Origin of the sequence: Serratia sp. J2, from assembly GCF_046269175.1 — a bacterium.
Lineage (GTDB): Bacteria > Pseudomonadota > Gammaproteobacteria > Enterobacterales > Enterobacteriaceae > Chania > Chania fonticola_C.
This window is the reverse complement of the sequence record NZ_JBKABN010000024.1, coordinates 49,948-67,720: the sequence shown is the minus strand read 5'-3', so window position 1 is coordinate 67,720 and position 17,773 is coordinate 49,948. Positions and strand designations below refer to the sequence as shown.

Annotated in this window: 22 protein-coding genes; 12 read left to right on the top strand and 10 right to left on the bottom strand. The window is 55.7% G+C overall.

The genetic code is table 11. The features are described 5' to 3' along the window. The first annotated feature begins 50 nt into the window (after positions 1-50). Positions 51-1,109, top strand: a complete 1,059-nt coding sequence (degS, locus tag ACKWMY_RS21560; RefSeq protein WP_024530625.1) for an outer membrane-stress sensor serine endopeptidase DegS — start codon at positions 51-53, stop codon at positions 1,107-1,109. A 57-nt stretch (positions 1,110-1,166) separates the two neighbouring features. Here degS and murA read toward each other — a convergent pair whose 3' ends face one another. The 7 genes from murA to mlaF all read right to left on the bottom strand — a co-directional run bounded on the left by murA (position 1,167) and on the right by mlaF (position 5,991). Then, positions 1,167-2,426: a UDP-N-acetylglucosamine 1-carboxyvinyltransferase gene (murA, locus tag ACKWMY_RS21555; protein ID WP_021180688.1), complete on the bottom strand. Its 1,260-nt coding sequence runs from the start codon at positions 2,424-2,426 to the stop codon at positions 1,167-1,169. A 53-nt stretch (positions 2,427-2,479) separates the two neighbouring features. After that, complete coding sequence (gene ibaG / locus ACKWMY_RS21550; RefSeq protein ID WP_021180689.1) at positions 2,480-2,734, bottom strand: BolA family iron metabolism protein IbaG; 255 nt, start codon at positions 2,732-2,734, stop codon at positions 2,480-2,482. A gap of 155 nt (positions 2,735-2,889) precedes the next feature. Continuing rightward, the gene (gene mlaB, locus ACKWMY_RS21545) at positions 2,890-3,192 is read right to left on the bottom strand and encodes a lipid asymmetry maintenance protein MlaB (RefSeq protein WP_024530624.1); all 303 of its coding nucleotides are present in this window, start codon (positions 3,190-3,192) and stop codon (positions 2,890-2,892) included. Further along, positions 3,192-3,821, bottom strand: a complete 630-nt coding sequence (gene mlaC / locus ACKWMY_RS21540; protein WP_024530623.1) for a phospholipid-binding protein MlaC — start codon at positions 3,819-3,821, stop codon at positions 3,192-3,194. The genes mlaB and mlaC overlap by 1 nt, the downstream gene beginning before the upstream one ends. A 14-nt stretch (positions 3,822-3,835) precedes the next feature. Further along, positions 3,836-4,384, bottom strand: coding sequence for an outer membrane lipid asymmetry maintenance protein MlaD (gene mlaD / locus ACKWMY_RS21535; protein WP_024530622.1), 549 nt, complete (start codon positions 4,382-4,384; stop codon positions 3,836-3,838). 4 nt (positions 4,385-4,388) lie between these two features. Beyond that, entirely contained in the window at positions 4,389-5,171 is a 783-nt protein-coding gene (gene mlaE / locus ACKWMY_RS21530; protein WP_021180693.1) for a lipid asymmetry maintenance ABC transporter permease subunit MlaE, read from the bottom strand. Between the two features lie 4 nt (positions 5,172-5,175). Continuing rightward, positions 5,176-5,991, bottom strand: a complete 816-nt coding sequence (mlaF, locus tag ACKWMY_RS21525; protein WP_024530621.1) for a phospholipid ABC transporter ATP-binding protein MlaF — start codon at positions 5,989-5,991, stop codon at positions 5,176-5,178. A 381-nt stretch (positions 5,992-6,372) separates the two neighbouring features. Here mlaF and ACKWMY_RS21520 point away from each other — a divergent pair, with 381 nt between their 5' ends. From ACKWMY_RS21520 to npr, 11 genes are all read left to right on the top strand, one after another. Beyond that, the gene (locus ACKWMY_RS21520; RefSeq protein ID WP_021806956.1) at positions 6,373-7,350 is read left to right on the top strand and encodes a calcium/sodium antiporter; all 978 of its coding nucleotides are present in this window, start codon (positions 6,373-6,375) and stop codon (positions 7,348-7,350) included. A 15-nt stretch (positions 7,351-7,365) separates the two neighbouring features. After that, positions 7,366-8,352, top strand: coding sequence for an arabinose-5-phosphate isomerase KdsD (kdsD, locus tag ACKWMY_RS21515; RefSeq protein ID WP_199062758.1), 987 nt, complete (start codon positions 7,366-7,368; stop codon positions 8,350-8,352). 17 nt (positions 8,353-8,369) lie between these two features. Further along, a complete protein-coding gene (gene kdsC / locus ACKWMY_RS21510; protein WP_409487009.1) occupies positions 8,370-8,924 on the top strand; it encodes a 3-deoxy-manno-octulosonate-8-phosphatase KdsC in 555 nt (184 codons plus the stop codon). Then, a complete protein-coding gene (gene lptC, locus ACKWMY_RS21505; RefSeq protein ID WP_024530618.1) occupies positions 8,921-9,499 on the top strand; it encodes an LPS export ABC transporter periplasmic protein LptC in 579 nt (192 codons plus the stop codon). Before kdsC ends, lptC begins: the two co-directional genes overlap by 4 nt. Next, a complete protein-coding gene (gene lptA, locus ACKWMY_RS21500; protein ID WP_021180699.1) occupies positions 9,468-10,007 on the top strand; it encodes a lipopolysaccharide ABC transporter substrate-binding protein LptA in 540 nt (179 codons plus the stop codon). Before lptC ends, lptA begins: the two co-directional genes overlap by 32 nt. A gap of 6 nt (positions 10,008-10,013) precedes the next feature. Continuing rightward, complete coding sequence (gene lptB / locus ACKWMY_RS21495; RefSeq protein ID WP_021806959.1) at positions 10,014-10,739, top strand: LPS export ABC transporter ATP-binding protein; 726 nt, start codon at positions 10,014-10,016, stop codon at positions 10,737-10,739. A gap of 50 nt (positions 10,740-10,789) precedes the next feature. Further along, the gene (gene rpoN / locus ACKWMY_RS21490) at positions 10,790-12,226 is read left to right on the top strand and encodes an RNA polymerase factor sigma-54 (protein WP_021180701.1); all 1,437 of its coding nucleotides are present in this window, start codon (positions 10,790-10,792) and stop codon (positions 12,224-12,226) included. A gap of 23 nt (positions 12,227-12,249) precedes the next feature. Then, on the top strand, positions 12,250-12,537 hold the full coding sequence (hpf, locus tag ACKWMY_RS21485; RefSeq protein ID WP_024483719.1) for a ribosome hibernation promoting factor: 288 nt from the start codon (positions 12,250-12,252) through the stop codon (positions 12,535-12,537). A gap of 218 nt (positions 12,538-12,755) precedes the next feature. After that, a complete protein-coding gene (ptsN, locus tag ACKWMY_RS21480) occupies positions 12,756-13,217 on the top strand; it encodes a PTS IIA-like nitrogen regulatory protein PtsN (RefSeq protein ID WP_024483720.1) in 462 nt (153 codons plus the stop codon). Positions 13,218-13,346: 129 nt separating this feature from the next. Beyond that, positions 13,347-14,204: an RNase adapter RapZ gene (gene rapZ / locus ACKWMY_RS21475; RefSeq protein ID WP_021180704.1), complete on the top strand. Its 858-nt coding sequence runs from the start codon at positions 13,347-13,349 to the stop codon at positions 14,202-14,204. Further along, positions 14,201-14,473, top strand: coding sequence for a PTS phosphocarrier protein NPr (gene npr, locus ACKWMY_RS21470; RefSeq protein ID WP_074031531.1), 273 nt, complete (start codon positions 14,201-14,203; stop codon positions 14,471-14,473). Before rapZ ends, npr begins: the two co-directional genes overlap by 4 nt. Before the next feature lie 58 nt (positions 14,474-14,531). Here the strand turns inward: npr and ACKWMY_RS21465 are convergent, their stop codons facing one another. Genes ACKWMY_RS21465 through ACKWMY_RS21455 form a run of 3 tightly spaced genes read right to left on the bottom strand, consistent with a single transcriptional unit; the run spans position 14,532 to position 17,751 of the window. Continuing rightward, entirely contained in the window at positions 14,532-16,025 is a 1,494-nt protein-coding gene (locus ACKWMY_RS21465) for an aldehyde dehydrogenase family protein (protein ID WP_409487008.1), read from the bottom strand. A gap of 20 nt (positions 16,026-16,045) precedes the next feature. After that, positions 16,046-16,411: a cupin domain-containing protein gene (locus tag ACKWMY_RS21460; RefSeq protein ID WP_409487007.1), complete on the bottom strand. Its 366-nt coding sequence runs from the start codon at positions 16,409-16,411 to the stop codon at positions 16,046-16,048. A 38-nt stretch (positions 16,412-16,449) separates the two neighbouring features. Then, positions 16,450-17,751, bottom strand: a complete 1,302-nt coding sequence (locus ACKWMY_RS21455; protein WP_074031530.1) for an NAD(P)/FAD-dependent oxidoreductase — start codon at positions 17,749-17,751, stop codon at positions 16,450-16,452. Between the last annotated feature and the right edge of the window lie 22 nt (positions 17,752-17,773).

The window sequence follows — 17,773 nt, the reverse complement described above, 5'->3', positions numbered from 1 at the left end:
TTAACTCGTGCTATCCTCCGTTCATCTTCCTCAACACTAACTAAAACTCTATGTTTGCTAAGCTCTTGCGTTCTATTGTTATTGGTTTGGTCGTTGCCGGTATACTGCTGGCCGCCCTGCCCGTATTGCGTTCCGCCAATAACATATTCGCCAGCAAATCTGAGAATACCAGCGATCAAACGCCGGCCAGCTATAACACCGGCGTGCGCCGGGCTGCCCCTGCCGTCGTCAACATCTACAACCGCAACATCAGCGGCGCGACCAACGTACTCTCCCTGGGTTCCGGCGTGATCATGAACGATCGCGGCTACATCATTACCAACCGCCACGTGATCAAAGACGCCCAGCAGATCACCGCCGTACTGCAAGATGGCCGCCGCTATGAGGCGTTACTGGTCGGCTCCGATAGCCTGACCGACCTGGCCGTACTGAAAATCGATCCGGGCAATTTGCCAGTGATCCCAATCAATACCGCACGCCCCGCTCGCATCGGTGATGTGGCGCTGGCGATCGGTAACCCGTACAACCTTGGGCAAACCGTTACCCAGGGCATTATCAGCGCCACCGGGCGTATCAGCCTGAGCACCACCGGGCGACAAACCTTCCTGCAAACCGATGCTTCAATCAACCGGGGTAACTCCGGCGGTGCGCTGGTTAACTCCCTGGGTGAGCTGATGGGCATCAACACGCTGACCTACGACAAGATCACCGATGGTGAAACGCCAGAGGGGCTGGGCTTTGCCATCCCGGTAGAGCTGGCAACCAAGATCATGGATAAGCTGATCCGCGATGGCCGGGTGATCCGCGGTTACTTTGGTATTCAGGGCAAAGAGATTATCCCGGTGCGTACCTCGACAACCGGCATCGATCGCCTGCAGGGGATCATCGTGACCGAAATCACCCCTAACGGCCCGGCCGCCAATGCGGGGTTCCATATTAATGACATCATCATTAACGTCGATAACAAACCGGCGGTGTCGGTATTGGAGACGATGGACCAGGTGGCGGAGATCCGCCCTGGGACGGAGATCCCGGTGGTGGTGCTGCGCGATGGGCAACGTATTACGCTGCATATGGCGGTGGGTGAGTTCCCGGAAGATAATAATTAGTCAGCAAAAAGCCCGGCTCGCCGGGCTTTATTCGCACAAACAGGCTAAAACTGTCGATTACTCGCCTTTCACACGTTCGATATTGGCACCTAGCGCACGTAATTTGTCTTCAATGCGCTCGTAACCACGGTCGATGTGATAAATACGATCCACCACCGTTACGCCTTCGGCAATACAACCCGCCAATACCAGGCTGGCAGAGGCACGCAGATCGGTCGCCATCACCTGTGCACCAGAAAGCTGCTCTACGCCGTGGCAAATCACTGTGTTGCTCTCGATTTCTGCGTGTGCGCCCATACGGATCAGCTCAGGCACGTGCATAAAGCGGTTTTCGAAGATCGTCTCGGTGATCACACCGGTTCCTTCCGCTACCAGGTTCAACAGGCTGAACTGCGCCTGCATATCGGTTGGGAAACCAGGGTGTGGAGCCGTACGCAGGGTTACCGCTTTCGGGCGTTTGCCATGCATGTCCAGGCTGATCCAGTCTTCACCCACTTCGATATCGGCCCCGGCTTCACGCAGTTTGGCCAACACCGCATCCAGCGTATCTGGACGAGTATTGCGGCACAGCACCTTGCCACCGGAAACGGCAGCGGCAACCAGGAAGGTACCGGTTTCGATACGGTCTGGCAGTACACGGTAAACCCCGCCACCCAGGCGCTCAACGCCTTCGATGGTGATCCTGTCCGTGCCTGCGCCGCTGATTTTGGCACCCAGCGTGTTGAGGAAGTTGGCGGTATCGACGATTTCCGGCTCACGTGCCGCGTTCTCGATGATGGTCGTGCCAGTCGCCAGGGTTGCAGCACTCATGATGGTGACGGTCGCACCTACGCTGACCTTATCCATCACGATATGTGCACCCTTCAGGCGCCCTTCCACAGAGGCCTTGACGTAGCCCTCTTCCAGTTTGATTTCAGCACCCAGTTGCTCCAGGCCAGTAATGTGCAGATCAACCGGACGTGCGCCGATGGCACAACCACCTGGCAGCGATACCTGGCCACGGCCAAAGCGCGCTACCAGTGGCCCCAATGCCCAAATGGAGGCACGCATGGTTTTCACCAGATCGTAGGGAGCACAAAACTCATTCACGCCGCTGGCATCAACATAGACCGAACCATTGCGCTCGATCTTGGTACCCAACTGGCTGAGCAGTTTGATGGTGGTGTCAATGTCCTTCAGCTTCGGGACATTTTGCAGTTCGACAGGCTCTTCCGCCAGCAAGGCGGCAAACAGGATCGGCAGGGCGGCGTTTTTCGCCCCGGAAATGGTCACTTCACCGCTAAGACGGGTCCGGCCATGCACACGAAATTTATCCATTTAACTACTCTCTGTTATCTGTTCTGAGCTGCCTGCCCGCAGGGCAAACAGCCTTAAAATCCGTTGAGTTTGCGATCCCGCTGCCACTCTTCTGGGGTATATGCCTTGATCGACAAAGCATGAATGCGGTTGTCCGCGATGTATTCCATCAGCGGCGCATAGACGGCCTGCTGTTTCTTGACGCGGCTCATGGTGGCGAACAGTTCACCCACGGCAATCACCTGAAAATGGCTGCCATCGCCGGTCACATGCGCTTCTTCCAGTGCCAGCGCCTTCATCAGCACGTCTTTAATTTCGCTATTTTCCATAGTATCCAATTCTGCATCGAAGGATCATAGTCACCCGTGGCGACTTCTTGGCGTCTATCTTAGTGGAATCCGCCGCTTTCTTAAACCAAAGAAAAAGCCCCTGAGCAACAGGGGCCTTTAACTGATTTTTCCCGGCCGAACAGCCAAAAATGTGGCTAACTAGCGGTTTCGACAGGCATTATTGCTGACAAATTGTAGAGCGTGATCAGCGTTTGCAACCGATCGGTAATGCCGGAAATTTTTATCTCAATTCCCTGCTGGCTCCGTTGCTCACGTAAATGCAGCAGCAGGGCCAGACCGGAAGAGTCCACGCGCTGCAGTTGAGCCACATCAATCACGGTTTTATCTGCCAACAGCGTCTCACGTTGCTGCCACAGCGGCAATAATGTCTCACGATCCAGCTCACCGCTCAGTACCAGCGTTTGCTGTTGTGATACCCAGCTCAGCGCTGCGGCCATCAGTTTTTCTGATCCAGGGTGATCGGCTGTTTGGCGGCCGCTTGCAGCTGCTGGGTCAAACCGTCTACACCTTTGAGGCGCAGAGTCGATGCCCACTCATTCTGCTTGGTGGTGATCATGCTGACGCCTTCGGCGATCATGTCATACGCCTGCCAGTGGCCGGTTTTGCTGTTCTTGCGCCATTGGAAGTCCAGACGCACCGGCGGGCGGCCACCTTTATCGATGATGGTCACGCGGATCGCGATGATATCAGCATTGCCCAGAGGCTGTTCCGGTTCGATCTGATAGGTCTGGCCCTGATACATGGCTAACGCCTGGCCATACGCCTGCTCCAGATAGGCCTGGAAGGCGGTGAAGTAAGCTTCACGCTGGGCTGGCGTAGCGTCTTTGTAGTAACGGCCCAGAACCAACGCACCGGCATATTTCACCTGCACGAACGGCATCAGCTCTTCATGCACGATGGTGCGCAGGTAGTTAGGATCCTGCTTGATTTTTGGCTGCTCGCTTTTCAGGCGGGTGAAGGTTTTCTGCGCAGCGTCTTGCATCAGGCTGTATGGGTTAGTCTGATCGACCGCATTAGCTAGCGGTGCAACCACCAGCAGGGCAACCATTAAAAAACGTTTCAACATGCAGGTTTCCTCGATTAGTGAGTGGTAGCGGAATGCGCAGCGGCATCCGGTGCCGAAGGTGCAGCAGCGGCATCCGGTGAGTTCGGGCTATCCTGACCTCCGCTCTTGTACAAGAACTGGCCGATCAAGTCTTCCAGCACCATGGCTGATTTAGTGTCCTGAATGGTCCCACCATCTTTAAGGATAGCCGTGCCCATCTCAGGATCTTCAAAACCGACGTTCAGCGCCAGATACTGTTCCCCCAGCAGGCCGGAGGTGCGGATCGCCAGCGAGCTGGTGTCCGGGATCTGGTTGTACTGTTGCTGGATATCCAGCGCCACTCGTGGCGTGTAGGTCTTCGGGTCGAGCGAGATAGCCGCAACACGGCCAATCATCACCCCACCAATCTTCACGGGCGAACGCGCTTTCAAACCACCGATATTATCGAAGGTGGCGTAGATACGGTAAGTCGGTTCATTACCGATCGATTTAATATTGGCCACCTGGAGGCAGAGGAAGATGATGGCGCACAGCGCAATCAGCATAAACGCCCCAACCCAGATTTCACTCTTCTTCGTTTGCATCAAATCAGTTCCCAAACATCAGTGCAGTCAGCACGAAATCCAATCCCAACACCGCCAGTGACGAATGTACCACGGTCCTTGTCGTTGCCTGACTAATCCCTTCAGAGGTCGGTACGGCATCGTAACCATTGAAGATCGCAATCCAGCTAACGGTTATGGCAAACACCACGCTCTTGATCAGGCAGTTAAGTAAATCCTGACGCCATTCAACGGCCCCTTGCATCGCTGACCAGAAGAAACCGCTGTCGATCCCTTTCCAGTCCACGCCGACAATTGCGCCGCCCCAGATGCCGATGGCCACGAAAATAATCGTCAGCAACGGCATGCTGATAAGGCCGGCCCAGAAACGTGGGGCAACAATACGCCGCAGTGGATCGATCGCCATCATTTCCAGGCTGGAGATCTGCTCGGTGGCCTTCATCAGACCGATTTCGGCCGTCAGAGCCGAACCGGCGCGGCCAGCAAACAGCAGAGCGGTCACTACCGGCCCCAGCTCACGCAGCAATGACAACGCCACCATCATACCCAGGCTCGCCTCGGCACTGTAGGTGGTGAGGACGATGTAACCTTGCAGCCCCAACACCATGCCGATAAACAAGCCGGAAACCATGATGATCAGCAGCGACTGAACGCCCACGCTGTGGAGCTGTTTGAGCAGCAGCGGCCATTGTTTACGCGGCTCCGGGCGCCCGATCAGCGCGTGGAACAGCATCAGCCCGGCGCGTCCAAAGGCTGCGCTGGTGTTGATGCCACGGCGTCCTAACGACGCTAACGCCTTTAAAAACATGAGGTTATTTACTCCCTTCCCCTAAAAGCTCTGTCTGATAATCACCGGCCGGGTAACGGAATGGTACCGGCCCATCGGCAATACCATCCAGAAACTGACGCACTCGCGCATCAGGATTGTTCTGTAATTGTGCTGCCGAGCCTTCGGCAATCACATGGTGATCCGCCACAATATAGGCGTAATCCGCGATACTCAAGACTTCTGGCACATCATGGGATACCACGATGCAGGTGATCCCGAGCGCGTTATTCAGCTCATCGATCAGCTTGACCAGCACGCCCATGGTGATCGGATCCTGGCCAACGAAGGGTTCATCGAACATGATCAATGTCGGATCCAGCGCGATGGCACGCGCCAGGGCAGCTCGCCGGGCCATCCCGCCGGAAAGCTCGTTCGGCATCAGATCTGCCGCGCCGCGTAGCCCTACGGCTTCCAGTTTCATCAGCACCGTGCTGCGCAGGATTGGCTCTGGCAGGCGGCTGTGCTCACGCAACGGGTAGGCCACGTTCTCAAATACCGTCAGATCGGTGAACAGCGCTCCCGACTGAAACAGCATGCTCATCTTTTTGCGTGACTCATACAGCTGATGGCGCGACAGCGCCGGGATGTTGTCCCCATCAAACCAGATCTCGCCACAGTCCGGGGTCAACTGGCCACCAATCAGGCGTAACAGCGTGGTTTTACCAATGCCGGACGGCCCCATGATGGCCGTCACTTTGCCACGGGGAACCGTCAGGTTGATGTCTTCGAATATCAGCCGATCGCCGCGAGAGAAGCTCATGCCGCGTACTTCGACCAGATTATCTGCCTTCTGGTGCATGTTTATTGATCCTGTACAGGCTATTTTTTTGCCAAATCATCCGTGATGGTAAAGCAATAGGGGCGATACGTCCTATTTTTACCGAAACTTACCCTCAATGCGCTACCAATGATGCCATAGGTTTTACTTTTAGGCTCCAGACGGTCAAAATTAGGAAATAACGCAAAAAAATAAATTCTGACTGATGACAAACTGAGAATGTTTCTGAGGGCGCAGCATGCGGCGCCCCTACAAAGCCAGTTCATCAGGATTAGTCGCAGTCTTATGTGGTTCGACCTTTTACCGGGAAAATTCGTTGTTATGTGCAACGAGGGGTGTGCAAGCTGGCCGATGATGGCCTTTAACCAACGAACCGGGATTATACCCAATATAGGACCCTGAATGTTTCTCGCGATAGTGCTGTTGATCGTTGGTTTATTTTTACTGGTGTATGGGGCAGATAGATTGGTTTATGGTGCGGCAGTGATTAGCCGCTCGCTGGGGGTTCCCCCGTTGATTATCGGCATGACGATAGTCGGTATAGGCACTTCGTTGCCAGAATTGATTGTGTCGGTCACCGCCGCCCTCAATGGGCAGACCAACCTGGCGGTGGGTAACGTGATTGGCTCCAACATCACCAATATTTTACTGATCCTGGGGGTGGCAGCCCTGATACATCCGCTGTCGGTTCGCTCCGAAGTGTTACGGCGTGAACTGCCACTGATGCTGGGGGTTATCCTGCTGTGCGGCTACGTGCTGATGGATAACACCCTGAGCCGGTTCGATGGTGTGCTGCTGCTGTTGGCCGCCACCGGTTTTATTCTGCTGATGCTGAAAATCGCCAGGCTGGCGCAACGTGAAGGCAACGACAGCCTGACGGTGGAGCAACTCGCCGAACTGCCGCAGGACAGCAGCAACACCGTAGCCATTCTCTGGCTGGTGCTGGCCTTCATTATTCTGCCGCTGTCATCAAGGATGATCATCGATAACGCTTCGGTGATTGCCCACTACTTTGGCCTGAGTGAACTGGTGGTTGGCCTGACGATTATCGCCATCGGCACCAGCCTGCCCGAATTGGCCACCTCGATCGCTGGAGCACTAAAAGGCGAAGATGATATGGCGGTAGGGAATATCATCGGCTCGACGATTTTTAACACGGTGATCGTGCTGGGCGTGCCTGCCCTGCTATCACCGGGCAGTATCGATCCCGCAGCCTTCCAGCGCGATTACTGGGTGATGCTGGCGGCCGGTATCCTGCTTGCCGCGCTGTGTATTGGCCGCAAACATCGTATCGGTCATCTGGCGGGAGCTCTGTTATTATGTGGCTTTATTGCGTATCTTGCAGTGCTGTTCTTTAACCCTTTCAGTACGTTCGGCTAACCGTTGAGAATGAGTATGTCATCTAACCAGTTGCAACCGGGCTTTGACTTTCAGCAGGCCGGCAAAGAAGTGCTTCAGATTGAGCGTGATGGCCTGGCCCAGCTCGATCGGTACATCAATGCAGATTTTACCCGGGCATGTGAAGCGATCGCCGGATGCTGCGGTAAAGTCGTGGTCATGGGTATGGGCAAATCCGGCCATATCGGCTGCAAAATTGCCGCCACGCTGGCCAGTACCGGAACCCCAGCGTTCTTCGTGCATCCGGCGGAGGCTAGCCACGGCGATCTGGGTATGGTGTCGACGCAGGACATCGTGCTGGCGATCTCCAACTCCGGTGAGTCGAACGAAATTCTGGCGCTGATCCCGGTGTTGAAACGCCAGCAGATCCCACTGATTTGTATGACCAACAACCCGGAAAGCTCGATGGGCAAGGCGGCAGACGTGCATCTGTGCATCAAGGTACCGCAGGAAGCTTGCCCACTGGGTCTGGCCCCTACCACCAGCACCACCGCCACCTTGGTCATGGGCGATGCGTTAGCCGTAGCGCTGCTGAAGGCCCGCGGCTTTACCCCGGAAGATTTTGCCCTGTCTCATCCTGGCGGAGCATTGGGCCGCCGCCTGCTGCTGCGCGTTAGTGATATCATGCACAGCGGTGACGAAATTCCGCACGTCAGCCCCGAAGCCTCGCTGCGCGACGCGCTACTGGAGATCACCCGTAAAAACCTGGGCATGACGGTAATCTGCGACGATCTGATGAAAATCGCCGGTATTTTTACCGATGGTGACTTACGCCGGGTGTTCGATATGGGCATCGATCTGAATAATGCCAACATCACCGACGTCATGACGCTGGGCGGTATCCGGGTGCGCCCGAACCTGCTGGCGGTCGATGCGCTCAATCTGATGCAGCAACGCCATATCACCGCCGTGCTGGTTGCCGATGGCGACCAATTGCTGGGTGTGGTACATATGCATGACATGCTGCGCGCTGGCGTCGTTTAATGAAAGGAACCAACTGCATGAGTCTGGTTGAAACCTGTTACGGGCCGGTAGCTGAAGAAGTCATGGCCCGCGCCGGGAAAATCCGTCTGTTGATTTGTGATGTCGACGGCGTGCTGTCAGACGGCCTGATCTACATGGGCAATAACGGTGAAGAGCTGAAAGCCTTCAACGTCCGTGACGGCTACGGCATCCGCTGCCTGAAAACCTCGGGTATCGAGGTGGCCATCATCACCGGGCGTTCGGCCAAGCTGCTGGAAGACCGGGCAAAAACGTTGGATATCACCCATCTGTATCAAGGACAGTCCGATAAGCTTTTGGCCTTCCGTGAACTGTTGGATAAACTGTCCCTGGTGCCAGATGAAATCGCCTACATCGGCGACGATCTGATCGACGGGCCGGTCATGGCCGAAGTCGGTCTGGCCGTCGCAGTGGCCGATGCGCATCCATTATTGTTACCTCGTGCCCATTATGTCACCCGTATCAACGGTGGCCGTGGTGCGGTGCGCGAGCTGTGCGACCTGATCCTGCTGGCGCAAAACAAGCTGGAGGACGCCAAAGGGCTGTCAATATGAGTAAAACCAAACTTTGGATCACCCTCTTGCTGACCGTGATCGCGCTGGCGCTGATTGGCTGGAACATGGCCGATTTCAGCGATGACGGCAGTTCGGTACCGGTCAACAACCAAGACCCGACCTATCAGAGCCAGCATACCGTGACCGTGGTGTACAACCCGGCCGGGCAGCTAAGCTACAAGCTGGTGGCAGAAGAGGTTAAATATTACACCGCCGATGAGTTAAGCTGGTTCACCCAGCCGGTGATGACGCTGTTTGATGAGCATGCCGTGGCCACCTGGTCAATACGCGCCGATCGCGCCAAGCTGACCAAAAACCGCATGCTGTATCTGTACGGCCACGTGGAGGTGAACAGTTTGACAACCACCTCACAGCTGGAAAAAATTAAAACCGATAATGCCCAGATTAATCTGGTCACCCAGGACGTTTCTTCCGATGATGAAGTGACCCTGTTCGGCACGAATTTCACCTCTAACGGCATGAAAATGCGTGGTAATCTGCGGAACAAAACCGCTGAGCTGATTGATAAGGTCAAGACCAACTATGAAATTCAGAACCAAAAGCCAACTCCGTAATCTGTTGATCGTCAGCCTCGTTTTGACCGCCAGCTCCCCCGCATTGGCGTTGAAATCCGATTCTGACCAACCGGTAAGTATCGACTCGCTGAAACAGTCGCTGGATATGCAGAGCAACGTCAGCACCTTTACCGACAACGTGGTGATCAAGCAGGGCACCATCGAGATCAAGGCCGACAAGGTCGTGGTCACGCGCCCGGGTGGCGATCAGAACAAAACCTATATTGAAGCGTTCGGTAATCCGGTAACCTTCTACCAGATGCAGGACAACGGCAAGCCAGTGAAAGGCCATGCGCAGAAAGTTCGTTACGACGTCGCGCCGCAGCTGATCACCCTCACCGGCAACGCCTATCTTGAACAGCTCGATAGCAACGTGAAGGGCGACCGTATTACCTATCTGGTGCCACAGCAGCAGATGCAGGCGTTCAGCGATAAAGGCAAACGCGTGACCACGGTTCTGGTGCCATCACAGTTGCAAGACAAAAACGGTCAAAAGAAGAGTAACTAATTACTTATGGCAACACTCATCGCAGAAAACCTGGCGAAAGCCTACAAAGGCCGCAAAGTCGTTGAAGACGTGAGCCTGAAAGTGAAATCTGGCGAGATCGTCGGCCTGCTGGGGCCAAACGGTGCCGGTAAGACCACCACTTTCTACATGGTGGTTGGCATCGTTCAGCGCGACGCCGGGCGCATCGTAATCGATGACGAAGATATCAGTATTCTGCCGCTGCACGCCCGCGCACGCCGCGGTATCGGCTACCTGCCGCAGGAAGCGTCGATTTTCCGCCGCCTGAGTGTTTACGACAACCTGATGGCAGTGCTGGAGATCCGCAACGATCTCACCAGTGAGCAGCGCAACGATCGGGCTATCGAGCTGCTGGAAGAGTTTCATATCTCCCACCTGCGTGACAACCTGGGCCAATCGCTTTCCGGGGGTGAACGCCGCCGCGTGGAGATTGCCCGTGCGTTGGCCGCCAACCCAAAATTTATCCTGCTGGATGAGCCTTTCGCCGGGGTTGACCCGATTTCCGTTATCGATATCAAGAAAATCATCGAGCACCTGCGTGACAGTGGCCTCGGCGTGCTGATCACCGATCATAACGTGCGCGAGACGCTGGACGTGTGTGAACGTGCCTATATCGTCAGCCAGGGCAAGCTGATTGCCCACGGCACGCCGGACGCCATCCTGGCCGATGAGCAGGTGAAACGCGTTTATCTGGGCGAAGAGTTCCGCCTGTAGGTTCCAGCGGCAGGCCAACAGGCCGCCGTTAACGGAAGTAGCAGAAGATTATGAAGCAAGGTTTGCAACTCAGGCTCAGCCAGCAACTGGCCATGACCCCCCAACTTCAGCAGGCGATCCGCCTGTTGCAGCTGTCCACGCTTGAGCTCCAGCAGGAGATCCAACTGGCACTAGAGAGCAACCCGCTGCTTGAACAGACCGAAGACCAGCACGAAGAGATCGACACCAAAGAAAGCGTCGAGACCGAAGGGCTAGACACCCGCGAAGCGCTGGAACAGAAGGACATGCCCGAAGAGCTGCCTCTGGATGCCACTTGGGATGAGATCTATACCGCCGGTACCCCTTCCGGCACCGGTACCGACTATGGCGATGACGAACTTCCGGTCTATCAGGGCGAAACCACGCAAACGCTGCAGGACTATCTGATGTGGCAAGTGGATCTGACGCCGTTCTCTGACACCGACGCCGCCATCGCCACCTCGATCGTCGACGCCGTCGATGACACCGGCTATCTCACCGTACCGCTGGAAGACATTCTGGAGAGTATGGGTGACGATAATGTGACGATGGACGAGGTCGAAGCGGTATTGAAGCGCGTACAGCGTTTTGATCCGGTCGGCGTCGCGGCGCGCGATCTGCGTGACTGCCTGTTGATCCAGCTTTCCCAGTATGCCAAAGACACGCCCTATCTGGCGGAAGCCCGCCTGATCGTCAGCGAGCATCTGGATTTGCTGGCCAACCACGACTTTCGCAGCCTGATGCGAACAACTCGCTTAAAAGAAGATACACTGAAAGAAGCGATGGTGTTGATCCACTCGCTCGATCCGCGCCCTGGGCAGTCGATCAATACCGGGGAATCCGAGTATGTGATCCCGGACGTGCTGGTGCGCAAGGTGCAGGATAAGTGGGTGGTGGAGCTTAATGCAGACAGCATCCCACGGCTGAAAATCAACCAGCAATATGCGGCACTGGGCAATACGGTGCGCAACGATGCCGACGGCCAGTATATCCGCAGCAACTTGCAGGAAGCGAAGTGGCTGATCAAGAGCCTGGAAAGCCGGAACGACACGCTGCTCAAGGTGACCCGCTGTATTGTCGAACAGCAGGAGGCGTTCTTTGAACAGGGTGCAGAATTTATGAAGCCCATGGTGCTGGCGGATATCGCCCAGGCCGTGGAAATGCATGAATCGACAATCTCACGCGTGACGACGCAGAAGTTCCTGCACAGCCCGCGTGGTATTTTCGAATTGAAGTATTTCTTCTCAAGCCATGTGAATACCGACAGCGGTGGCGAAGCCTCCTCTACGGCGATCCGGGCGTTAGTGAAGAAATTGATCGCGGCGGAAAACCCTGCCAAACCGCTTAGCGACAGCAAGCTGACCACGATGCTTTCCGATCAGGGGATCATGGTGGCGCGGCGCACCGTTGCCAAGTACCGAGAGTCTTTGTCCATCCCGCCGTCCAACCAGCGTAAACAGTTGGTTTGACCTCTATAGAGAAGGAAGACATTATGCAGCTCAACATTACCGGACACCACGTCGAAATCACCGAACCAATGCGTGAGTTCGTCAACACCAAGTTTGCCAAACTCGAGCAGTATTTTGACCGCATTAACCAGGTATATGTCGTACTCAGTGTGGAAAAAGTGCAGCAGATTGCGGAAGCAACGGTGCATGTGAATGGCGGCGAGTTGCACGCCACCTCGGAAAAAGAAGATATGTATGCCGCAATTGACTGCCTGATCGACAAACTGGCGCGTCAATTGAACAAACATAAAGACAAACTAAAGCAACACTGACATTCTGGACCGTTATGCAATGCGTAATGGCCCGCATCGTAGTCGTATTGGCTACACGGCAACCCTCGGCGCAGCACCTGTATGGGTATGCGCCGATAAGCCATCAGGGTTAAACAGGCGAAAAACCGTTTCATGAAGGTTATCAGCGCAAGCCTACTTTCCAATGGTAAAGCAGGCTTGCAATAAAGCGACAGGACGCGGTTTTAAGTGAAGATGAGATGAACAACGAAATAATGCAATTAAGCTCGGTGTTAAACATCGAGTGCACCAGAAGCTCGGTACACTGCACCAGCAAGAAACGGGCTTTGGAAATTATCAGCGAGCTGGCGGCCAAGCAGCTTAACCTGCCTTCACAGGTGGTGTTTGACGCAGTACTCACCCGGGAACGTATGGGCAGTACCGGTATCGGCAACGGTATCGCGATCCCACACGGCAAACTGGAAGAGGACACTTTGCGGGCCGTTGGCGTGTTTATCCGCCTTGAGCAACCTATCGCCTTTGATGCCATTGATAATCAACCGGTCGATCTGCTGTTCGCCTTGCTGGTACCGGCCGATCAATGTAAAACTCACTTGCATACGCTGTCGCTGGTCGCCAAACGGCTGGCCGACAAAACCGTATGCCGCCGCCTGCGCGCAGCGCTGAGCGACGAAGAGCTGTATCAGATCATCACCGAGTAACCAGCGGCTGGCGTGACTTTCCGCCATGAAAACGCTACTGTTTTACTCACGATATATCCGGGCCGTGGCCCGGATACTAGATCCTAACGGTGGCGATGAGCGCCATTGAGATGCCAGGGGAGTTACCACATGGTGCTGATGATTGTCAGCGGCCGTTCCGGTTCGGGGAAATCCGTCGCCTTGCGGGCGCTGGAAGACATGGGTTTTTACTGCGTTGATAACCTGCCCGTGGTGTTGTTGCCACAGCTGGCCCAGACGCTGGCCGAACGTAATAGCTCCGCTGCGGTAAGCATCGACGTCCGTAACATGCCGGAATCGCCGGAAGTGTTTGAATATGCAATGACCCAGCTGCCGGAGAGCTTCACGCCGCAGCTGCTGTTCCTTGATGCCGATCGCAACACTCTGATCCGCCGCTACAGCGACACCCGTCGCCTGCATCCTCTGTCTGCCAAGAACCTGTCGCTGGAAAGCGCGATCGATGAAGAAAGCGATCTGCTGGAACCGCTGCGTTCCCGTGCCGATCTGATCATCGATACCTCGGAAATGTCGGTACACGAGCTGGCAGAAATGCTGCGTACCCGTCTGCTGGGCAAGCGCGAACGCGAACTGACGATGGTGTTCGAATCCTTCGGTTTCAAGCACGGCATTCCTATTGATGCCGATTACGTGTTCGACGTCCGTTTCCTGCCCAACCCGCACTGGGATCCTAAACTGCGCCCGATGACCGGCCTGGACAAGCCCGTAGCCTCGTTCCTCGATCGCCACACCGAAGTGCACAACTTCATCTACCAGACCCGTAGCTATCTGGAACAGTGGCTGCCGATGCTGGAGACCAACAACCGCAGCTATCTGACGGTCGCCATTGGCTGTACCGGCGGTAAGCACCGTTCGGTGTACGTGGCTGAACAGTTGGCGGATTATTTCCGTTCACGCGGCAAGAACGTGCAATCCCGTCACCGCACACTGGAAAAGCGTAAACAACAATGACGGTCAAGCAGACGGTTGAGATCAAGAACAAGCTGGGCATGCATGCACGCCCGGCGATGAAGCTGTTTGAGCTGGTGCAGAGTTTTGACGCCGAAGTGCTGCTGCGTAATGACAGCGGCACCGAAGCGGAAGCCAGCAGTGTGATTGCGCTGCTGATGCTGGATTCCGCCCAGGGCCGCCAGATCGAAATTGAAGCCAGCGGGCCGCAGGAAGTACAGGCGCTGGCAGCGGTTATTGAGCTATTCAACTCAGGCTTCGACGAAGACTGATCCCCCGACAAATAACCTCACTCTTGTAAGGGCGCTGCAAGCTGCGCCCGTCTAGCTGTCAATATCTCATCATCACCGATTTCAACTCGGTATAATGTTCGATAAACGCACTGCCGAACTCTCTACCCATCCCCGACGATTTCACCCCACCGAACGGCAACGCCGGATCGAGGAAGGTGTGCATGTTGATCCACAAGGTGCCCACTTCAATCCGCGGGATCATGCGCATCGCCTTGCTGAGATCGTTAGTCCACAGGCTGGCGGCCAGACCATAAGGCGAATCATTGATCATGGCGATCATCTGCTCTTCATCCTCATAGGCCAGGAAAGTGCCCACCGGGCCAAAGGTCTCCTCACGCATTAACGCATCATGCGGCCCATTAGCGCGGATCGCCGTCGGCGCAACAAAGAAGCCAGGACCTGCCAACGCCTGACCGCCGCAGACGATGTGGCTGCCATCAGCCCGTGCCTTGTCAAACAGCGCCAGTACCTTGCGGTAATGTGCCTCGTTGGCTAACGGCCCCACTTCCGTGCTCTCATCCAGCGGTGAGCCCACCGTCATGGCTGCCAAGCGCTGCGTCAGCTTTGCCAATACCTCGTCGATATGGCTGGCAGGCAGGTAGAAACGTTCCGCTGCGGCACAGATCTGGCCCTGATTCAGGTAACCCGCCTCGATAATCCCGTCGACCATCTTGTCGACCGAGACGTCCGCCAGAAACGCGGCGGCATTCTTACCCCCCAATTCCAGCGTGGTACGCACAATCCCTTGCTCCATCGCCGCTTTTCCCACCGCGATCCCGGTAGGCACCGAGCCGGTGAAGGTCACTTTGGCACAGCGTGGATGGGCGATAAGCATAGGGCCAAGACGTGCGCCTGAACCGTTGATCACGTTGAGTGCACCTGCCGGGATACCCGCTTGCGTTGCCAGCTCGGCCACCCGCAGCATGGTTAGCGGCGTGTATTCACTCGGCTTGAGCACCACCGTACAGCCGCAGGTGAGCGCCGCAGCCAGCTTCCAGATGGCGATCATGATCGAGAAGTTCCACGGAATGATGCCGACCACCACACCCAATGGCTCACGCCGGGTAAATGCGCTGTATTGCTCACCCTGGAAGGAAGGCAATGAAACGTTCAGCGTTTCCCCGCTGATTTTGCTCGACCAGCCAGCAAAATAACGCAGGAACTGCGAGGCCATATCGATTTCCAGCCCGCGAGACAGCTGAATGGTTTTGCCGGAACACAGGCTTTCCAGCTGCGCCAGTTCCTCACGATGGGTTTGCAGCAGATCGGCCAGACGCGTCAGGCAGTTACCACGCTCTAATGGCGAAACCTGTGCCCAGCTACCGTGGAAAGCGTCAAAGGCCGCCTGCATCGCCGCATCGACTTCAGCCTGGCCGCCTTCATTCACCTGTGCGATAGCCAGCCCGGTGGCCGGGTTAACCACCGCAAACCTTTCTACGCCTGCCCCGGCTACGGGTTGCCCATGAATGTAATGGCCCTGCTGGCGGTCCAGAAAAGCCGTGACCTGTGGCAATAGTGTAATATCCGTCATCGCATCGCCCTCCTTGCGGGTTAGCCTTCGACAATCGCCAGATAATGCTTCACAAAACGATCGGAGGTGATTTCCCAGCGTACCGGGGTACCCTTCTCAACAAACCAGGAATCCCCGGCCTGATACTTTACCGACTCGCCGGTGTTCTCATTGGTCAGCGTTGCCGTGCCTTCCCACACCGTGGCATGTTCCGCAAACGGGTATTCCATCACGAAGCTGCCACGGGTGCAGCTAAAGACACCACAGTTCAGGTTGTCCGTTGGGGCGCCAAAAATCATCGCCACGCCGACGTTAGGTTCACCGGCGACCACCGTGGCCCCCAGGTTGCTGACGCTGCCAATCTGTTGCAGTTCTGGGAGCGCTTGCTTAAGCAGTAATGGTTTCATGGTTTTTTCCTTTTAGATCAGTAATAAGGGGGTCAGAACTAACGACGCCCCTTCCAATAGCCGGAAGTCTGGTGCCAAACCTTGCCCGCGGTGGTCATCACACGGCGCAGCTTGTCTTTGCCAAAAATATCCACGTGCGGGATCGAACTCATCAGGTCATAACGATCGGATCCCTCACTCATTCCTTCCGCCAACACCTTGCAAACGATATGGCTCGGCGTCACCCCAAAGCCGGAATAGCCTTGCACGTAAAACACGTTATCGTGCTGCGGCAGGGTGCCGATCTGCGGGAACAGGTTGGCGCTGCAACACAGCGGCCCGCCCCAGGCCAGGTCGATCTTCACATCCTTCAGATACGGGAAAACCTTCAGCATCAGGTTGCGGTTCCAGGCCTTCAGGTCTGAAGGAATATATTCGACCAGCCGGGTAGCGCTGCCGAACAGCAGGCGGTTCTCGTTGGTGACGCGGTAATAGTCGATCACCGGCCGGATATCGCTGTAAGCCCCACGGATTGGGCTGATCTGGTTGATCAGCTCGTCAGACAGCGGTTCTGTCGCTAACTGGAAGGCGTAGGTATTGATGGTCTTTTTGTAGATAAAGGGATCCATGCCGTTGAGGAAGCCGTTGCATGCCCACAGCATCTTGTTGGCGCGTACCGATCCCATGGCGGTACGCACGGTAATGCGCGGGCCGTATTCCACATTCAGCACGTTGCTGTTTTCGAAGATTTTCACCCCATAACCACTTAGCGCCTGCGCCTCCCCCAACAGCAGGTTGAGCGAATGAACGTGCCCCCCTCCCATATGTTTCAACGCACAGGTATAAGCATCAGATCCCACCACCTGCTTCACTTCGGAACCGGTATAGAGCTCGATCTCTTCATCCGGTGAAACCGCTTTGAACTCTTTGAGCCAGGAGCGCAGGGTCTTTTCCTGCCTGGCGTTGCTGCCGAGGTAGCCATAACCAAAGCAGAAATCGGCGTCGATGGCGTACTTTTTAATCCGCTCGCGGATAATCCCGGCACCAAGGTTACTGATCTTGAAGATGGTTTCTAACCCTGCCGGACCAACGTGACGTTTGATCTTCTCCAGATCGTGGCCGATCCCGGCCATCACCTGACCACCGTTGCGGCCCGTCCCGCCGTAGCCCAGGTGGCGGCCCTCCAGAATAGCGATATTGGTGATGCCTTTTTCCGCTAGTTCCAGCGCCGTGTTAATGCCGGAAAAGCCACCGCCGATGATCACCACGTCAACATCCAGATCCTCTTCCAGCGTGGGGAAGCGCAGATCGTATTTCTTGGTCGCCGCGTAGTAGGTTAACGATTCGATTTGATTATTCATTGCTGCACTCCCTTTACCCATT

Excerpts from the sequence above, each read along its gene's own strand:
- hpf (WP_024483719.1), top strand. The coding sequence starts at position 12,250 with ATGCAGCTCAACATTACCGGACACCACGTCGAAATCACCGAACCAATG.
- rpoN (WP_021180701.1), top strand. The coding sequence starts at position 10,790 with ATGAAGCAAGGTTTGCAACTCAGGCTCAGCCAGCAACTGGCCATGACC.
- mlaC (WP_024530623.1), bottom strand. The coding sequence starts at position 3,821 with ATGTTGAAACGTTTTTTAATGGTTGCCCTGCTGGTGGTTGCACCGCTA.
- mlaE (WP_021180693.1), bottom strand. The coding sequence starts at position 5,171 with ATGTTTTTAAAGGCGTTAGCGTCGTTAGGACGCCGTGGCATCAACACC.
- ptsN (WP_024483720.1), top strand. The coding sequence starts at position 12,756 with ATGAACAACGAAATAATGCAATTAAGCTCGGTGTTAAACATCGAGTGC.
- mlaF (WP_024530621.1), bottom strand. The coding sequence starts at position 5,991 with ATGCACCAGAAGGCAGATAATCTGGTCGAAGTACGCGGCATGAGCTTC.
- degS (WP_024530625.1), top strand. The coding sequence starts at position 51 with ATGTTTGCTAAGCTCTTGCGTTCTATTGTTATTGGTTTGGTCGTTGCC.
- ACKWMY_RS21465 (WP_409487008.1), bottom strand. The coding sequence starts at position 16,025 with ATGACGGATATTACACTATTGCCACAGGTCACGGCTTTTCTGGACCGC.
- kdsD (WP_199062758.1), top strand. The coding sequence starts at position 7,366 with ATGTCATCTAACCAGTTGCAACCGGGCTTTGACTTTCAGCAGGCCGGC.
- ACKWMY_RS21455 (WP_074031530.1), bottom strand. The coding sequence starts at position 17,751 with ATGAATAATCAAATCGAATCGTTAACCTACTACGCGGCGACCAAGAAA.
- npr (WP_074031531.1), top strand. The coding sequence starts at position 14,201 with ATGACGGTCAAGCAGACGGTTGAGATCAAGAACAAGCTGGGCATGCAT.
- ibaG (WP_021180689.1), bottom strand. The coding sequence starts at position 2,734 with ATGGAAAATAGCGAAATTAAAGACGTGCTGATGAAGGCGCTGGCACTG.
- ACKWMY_RS21520 (WP_021806956.1), top strand. The coding sequence starts at position 6,373 with ATGTTTCTCGCGATAGTGCTGTTGATCGTTGGTTTATTTTTACTGGTG.
- kdsC (WP_409487009.1), top strand. The coding sequence starts at position 8,370 with ATGAGTCTGGTTGAAACCTGTTACGGGCCGGTAGCTGAAGAAGTCATG.
- lptB (WP_021806959.1), top strand. The coding sequence starts at position 10,014 with ATGGCAACACTCATCGCAGAAAACCTGGCGAAAGCCTACAAAGGCCGC.
- mlaB (WP_024530624.1), bottom strand. The coding sequence starts at position 3,192 with ATGGCCGCAGCGCTGAGCTGGGTATCACAACAGCAAACGCTGGTACTG.
- mlaD (WP_024530622.1), bottom strand. The coding sequence starts at position 4,384 with ATGCAAACGAAGAAGAGTGAAATCTGGGTTGGGGCGTTTATGCTGATT.
- lptC (WP_024530618.1), top strand. The coding sequence starts at position 8,921 with ATGAGTAAAACCAAACTTTGGATCACCCTCTTGCTGACCGTGATCGCG.
- ACKWMY_RS21460 (WP_409487007.1), bottom strand. The coding sequence starts at position 16,411 with ATGAAACCATTACTGCTTAAGCAAGCGCTCCCAGAACTGCAACAGATT.
- rapZ (WP_021180704.1), top strand. The coding sequence starts at position 13,347 with ATGGTGCTGATGATTGTCAGCGGCCGTTCCGGTTCGGGGAAATCCGTC.
- murA (WP_021180688.1), bottom strand. The coding sequence starts at position 2,426 with ATGGATAAATTTCGTGTGCATGGCCGGACCCGTCTTAGCGGTGAAGTG.
- lptA (WP_021180699.1), top strand. The coding sequence starts at position 9,468 with ATGAAATTCAGAACCAAAAGCCAACTCCGTAATCTGTTGATCGTCAGC.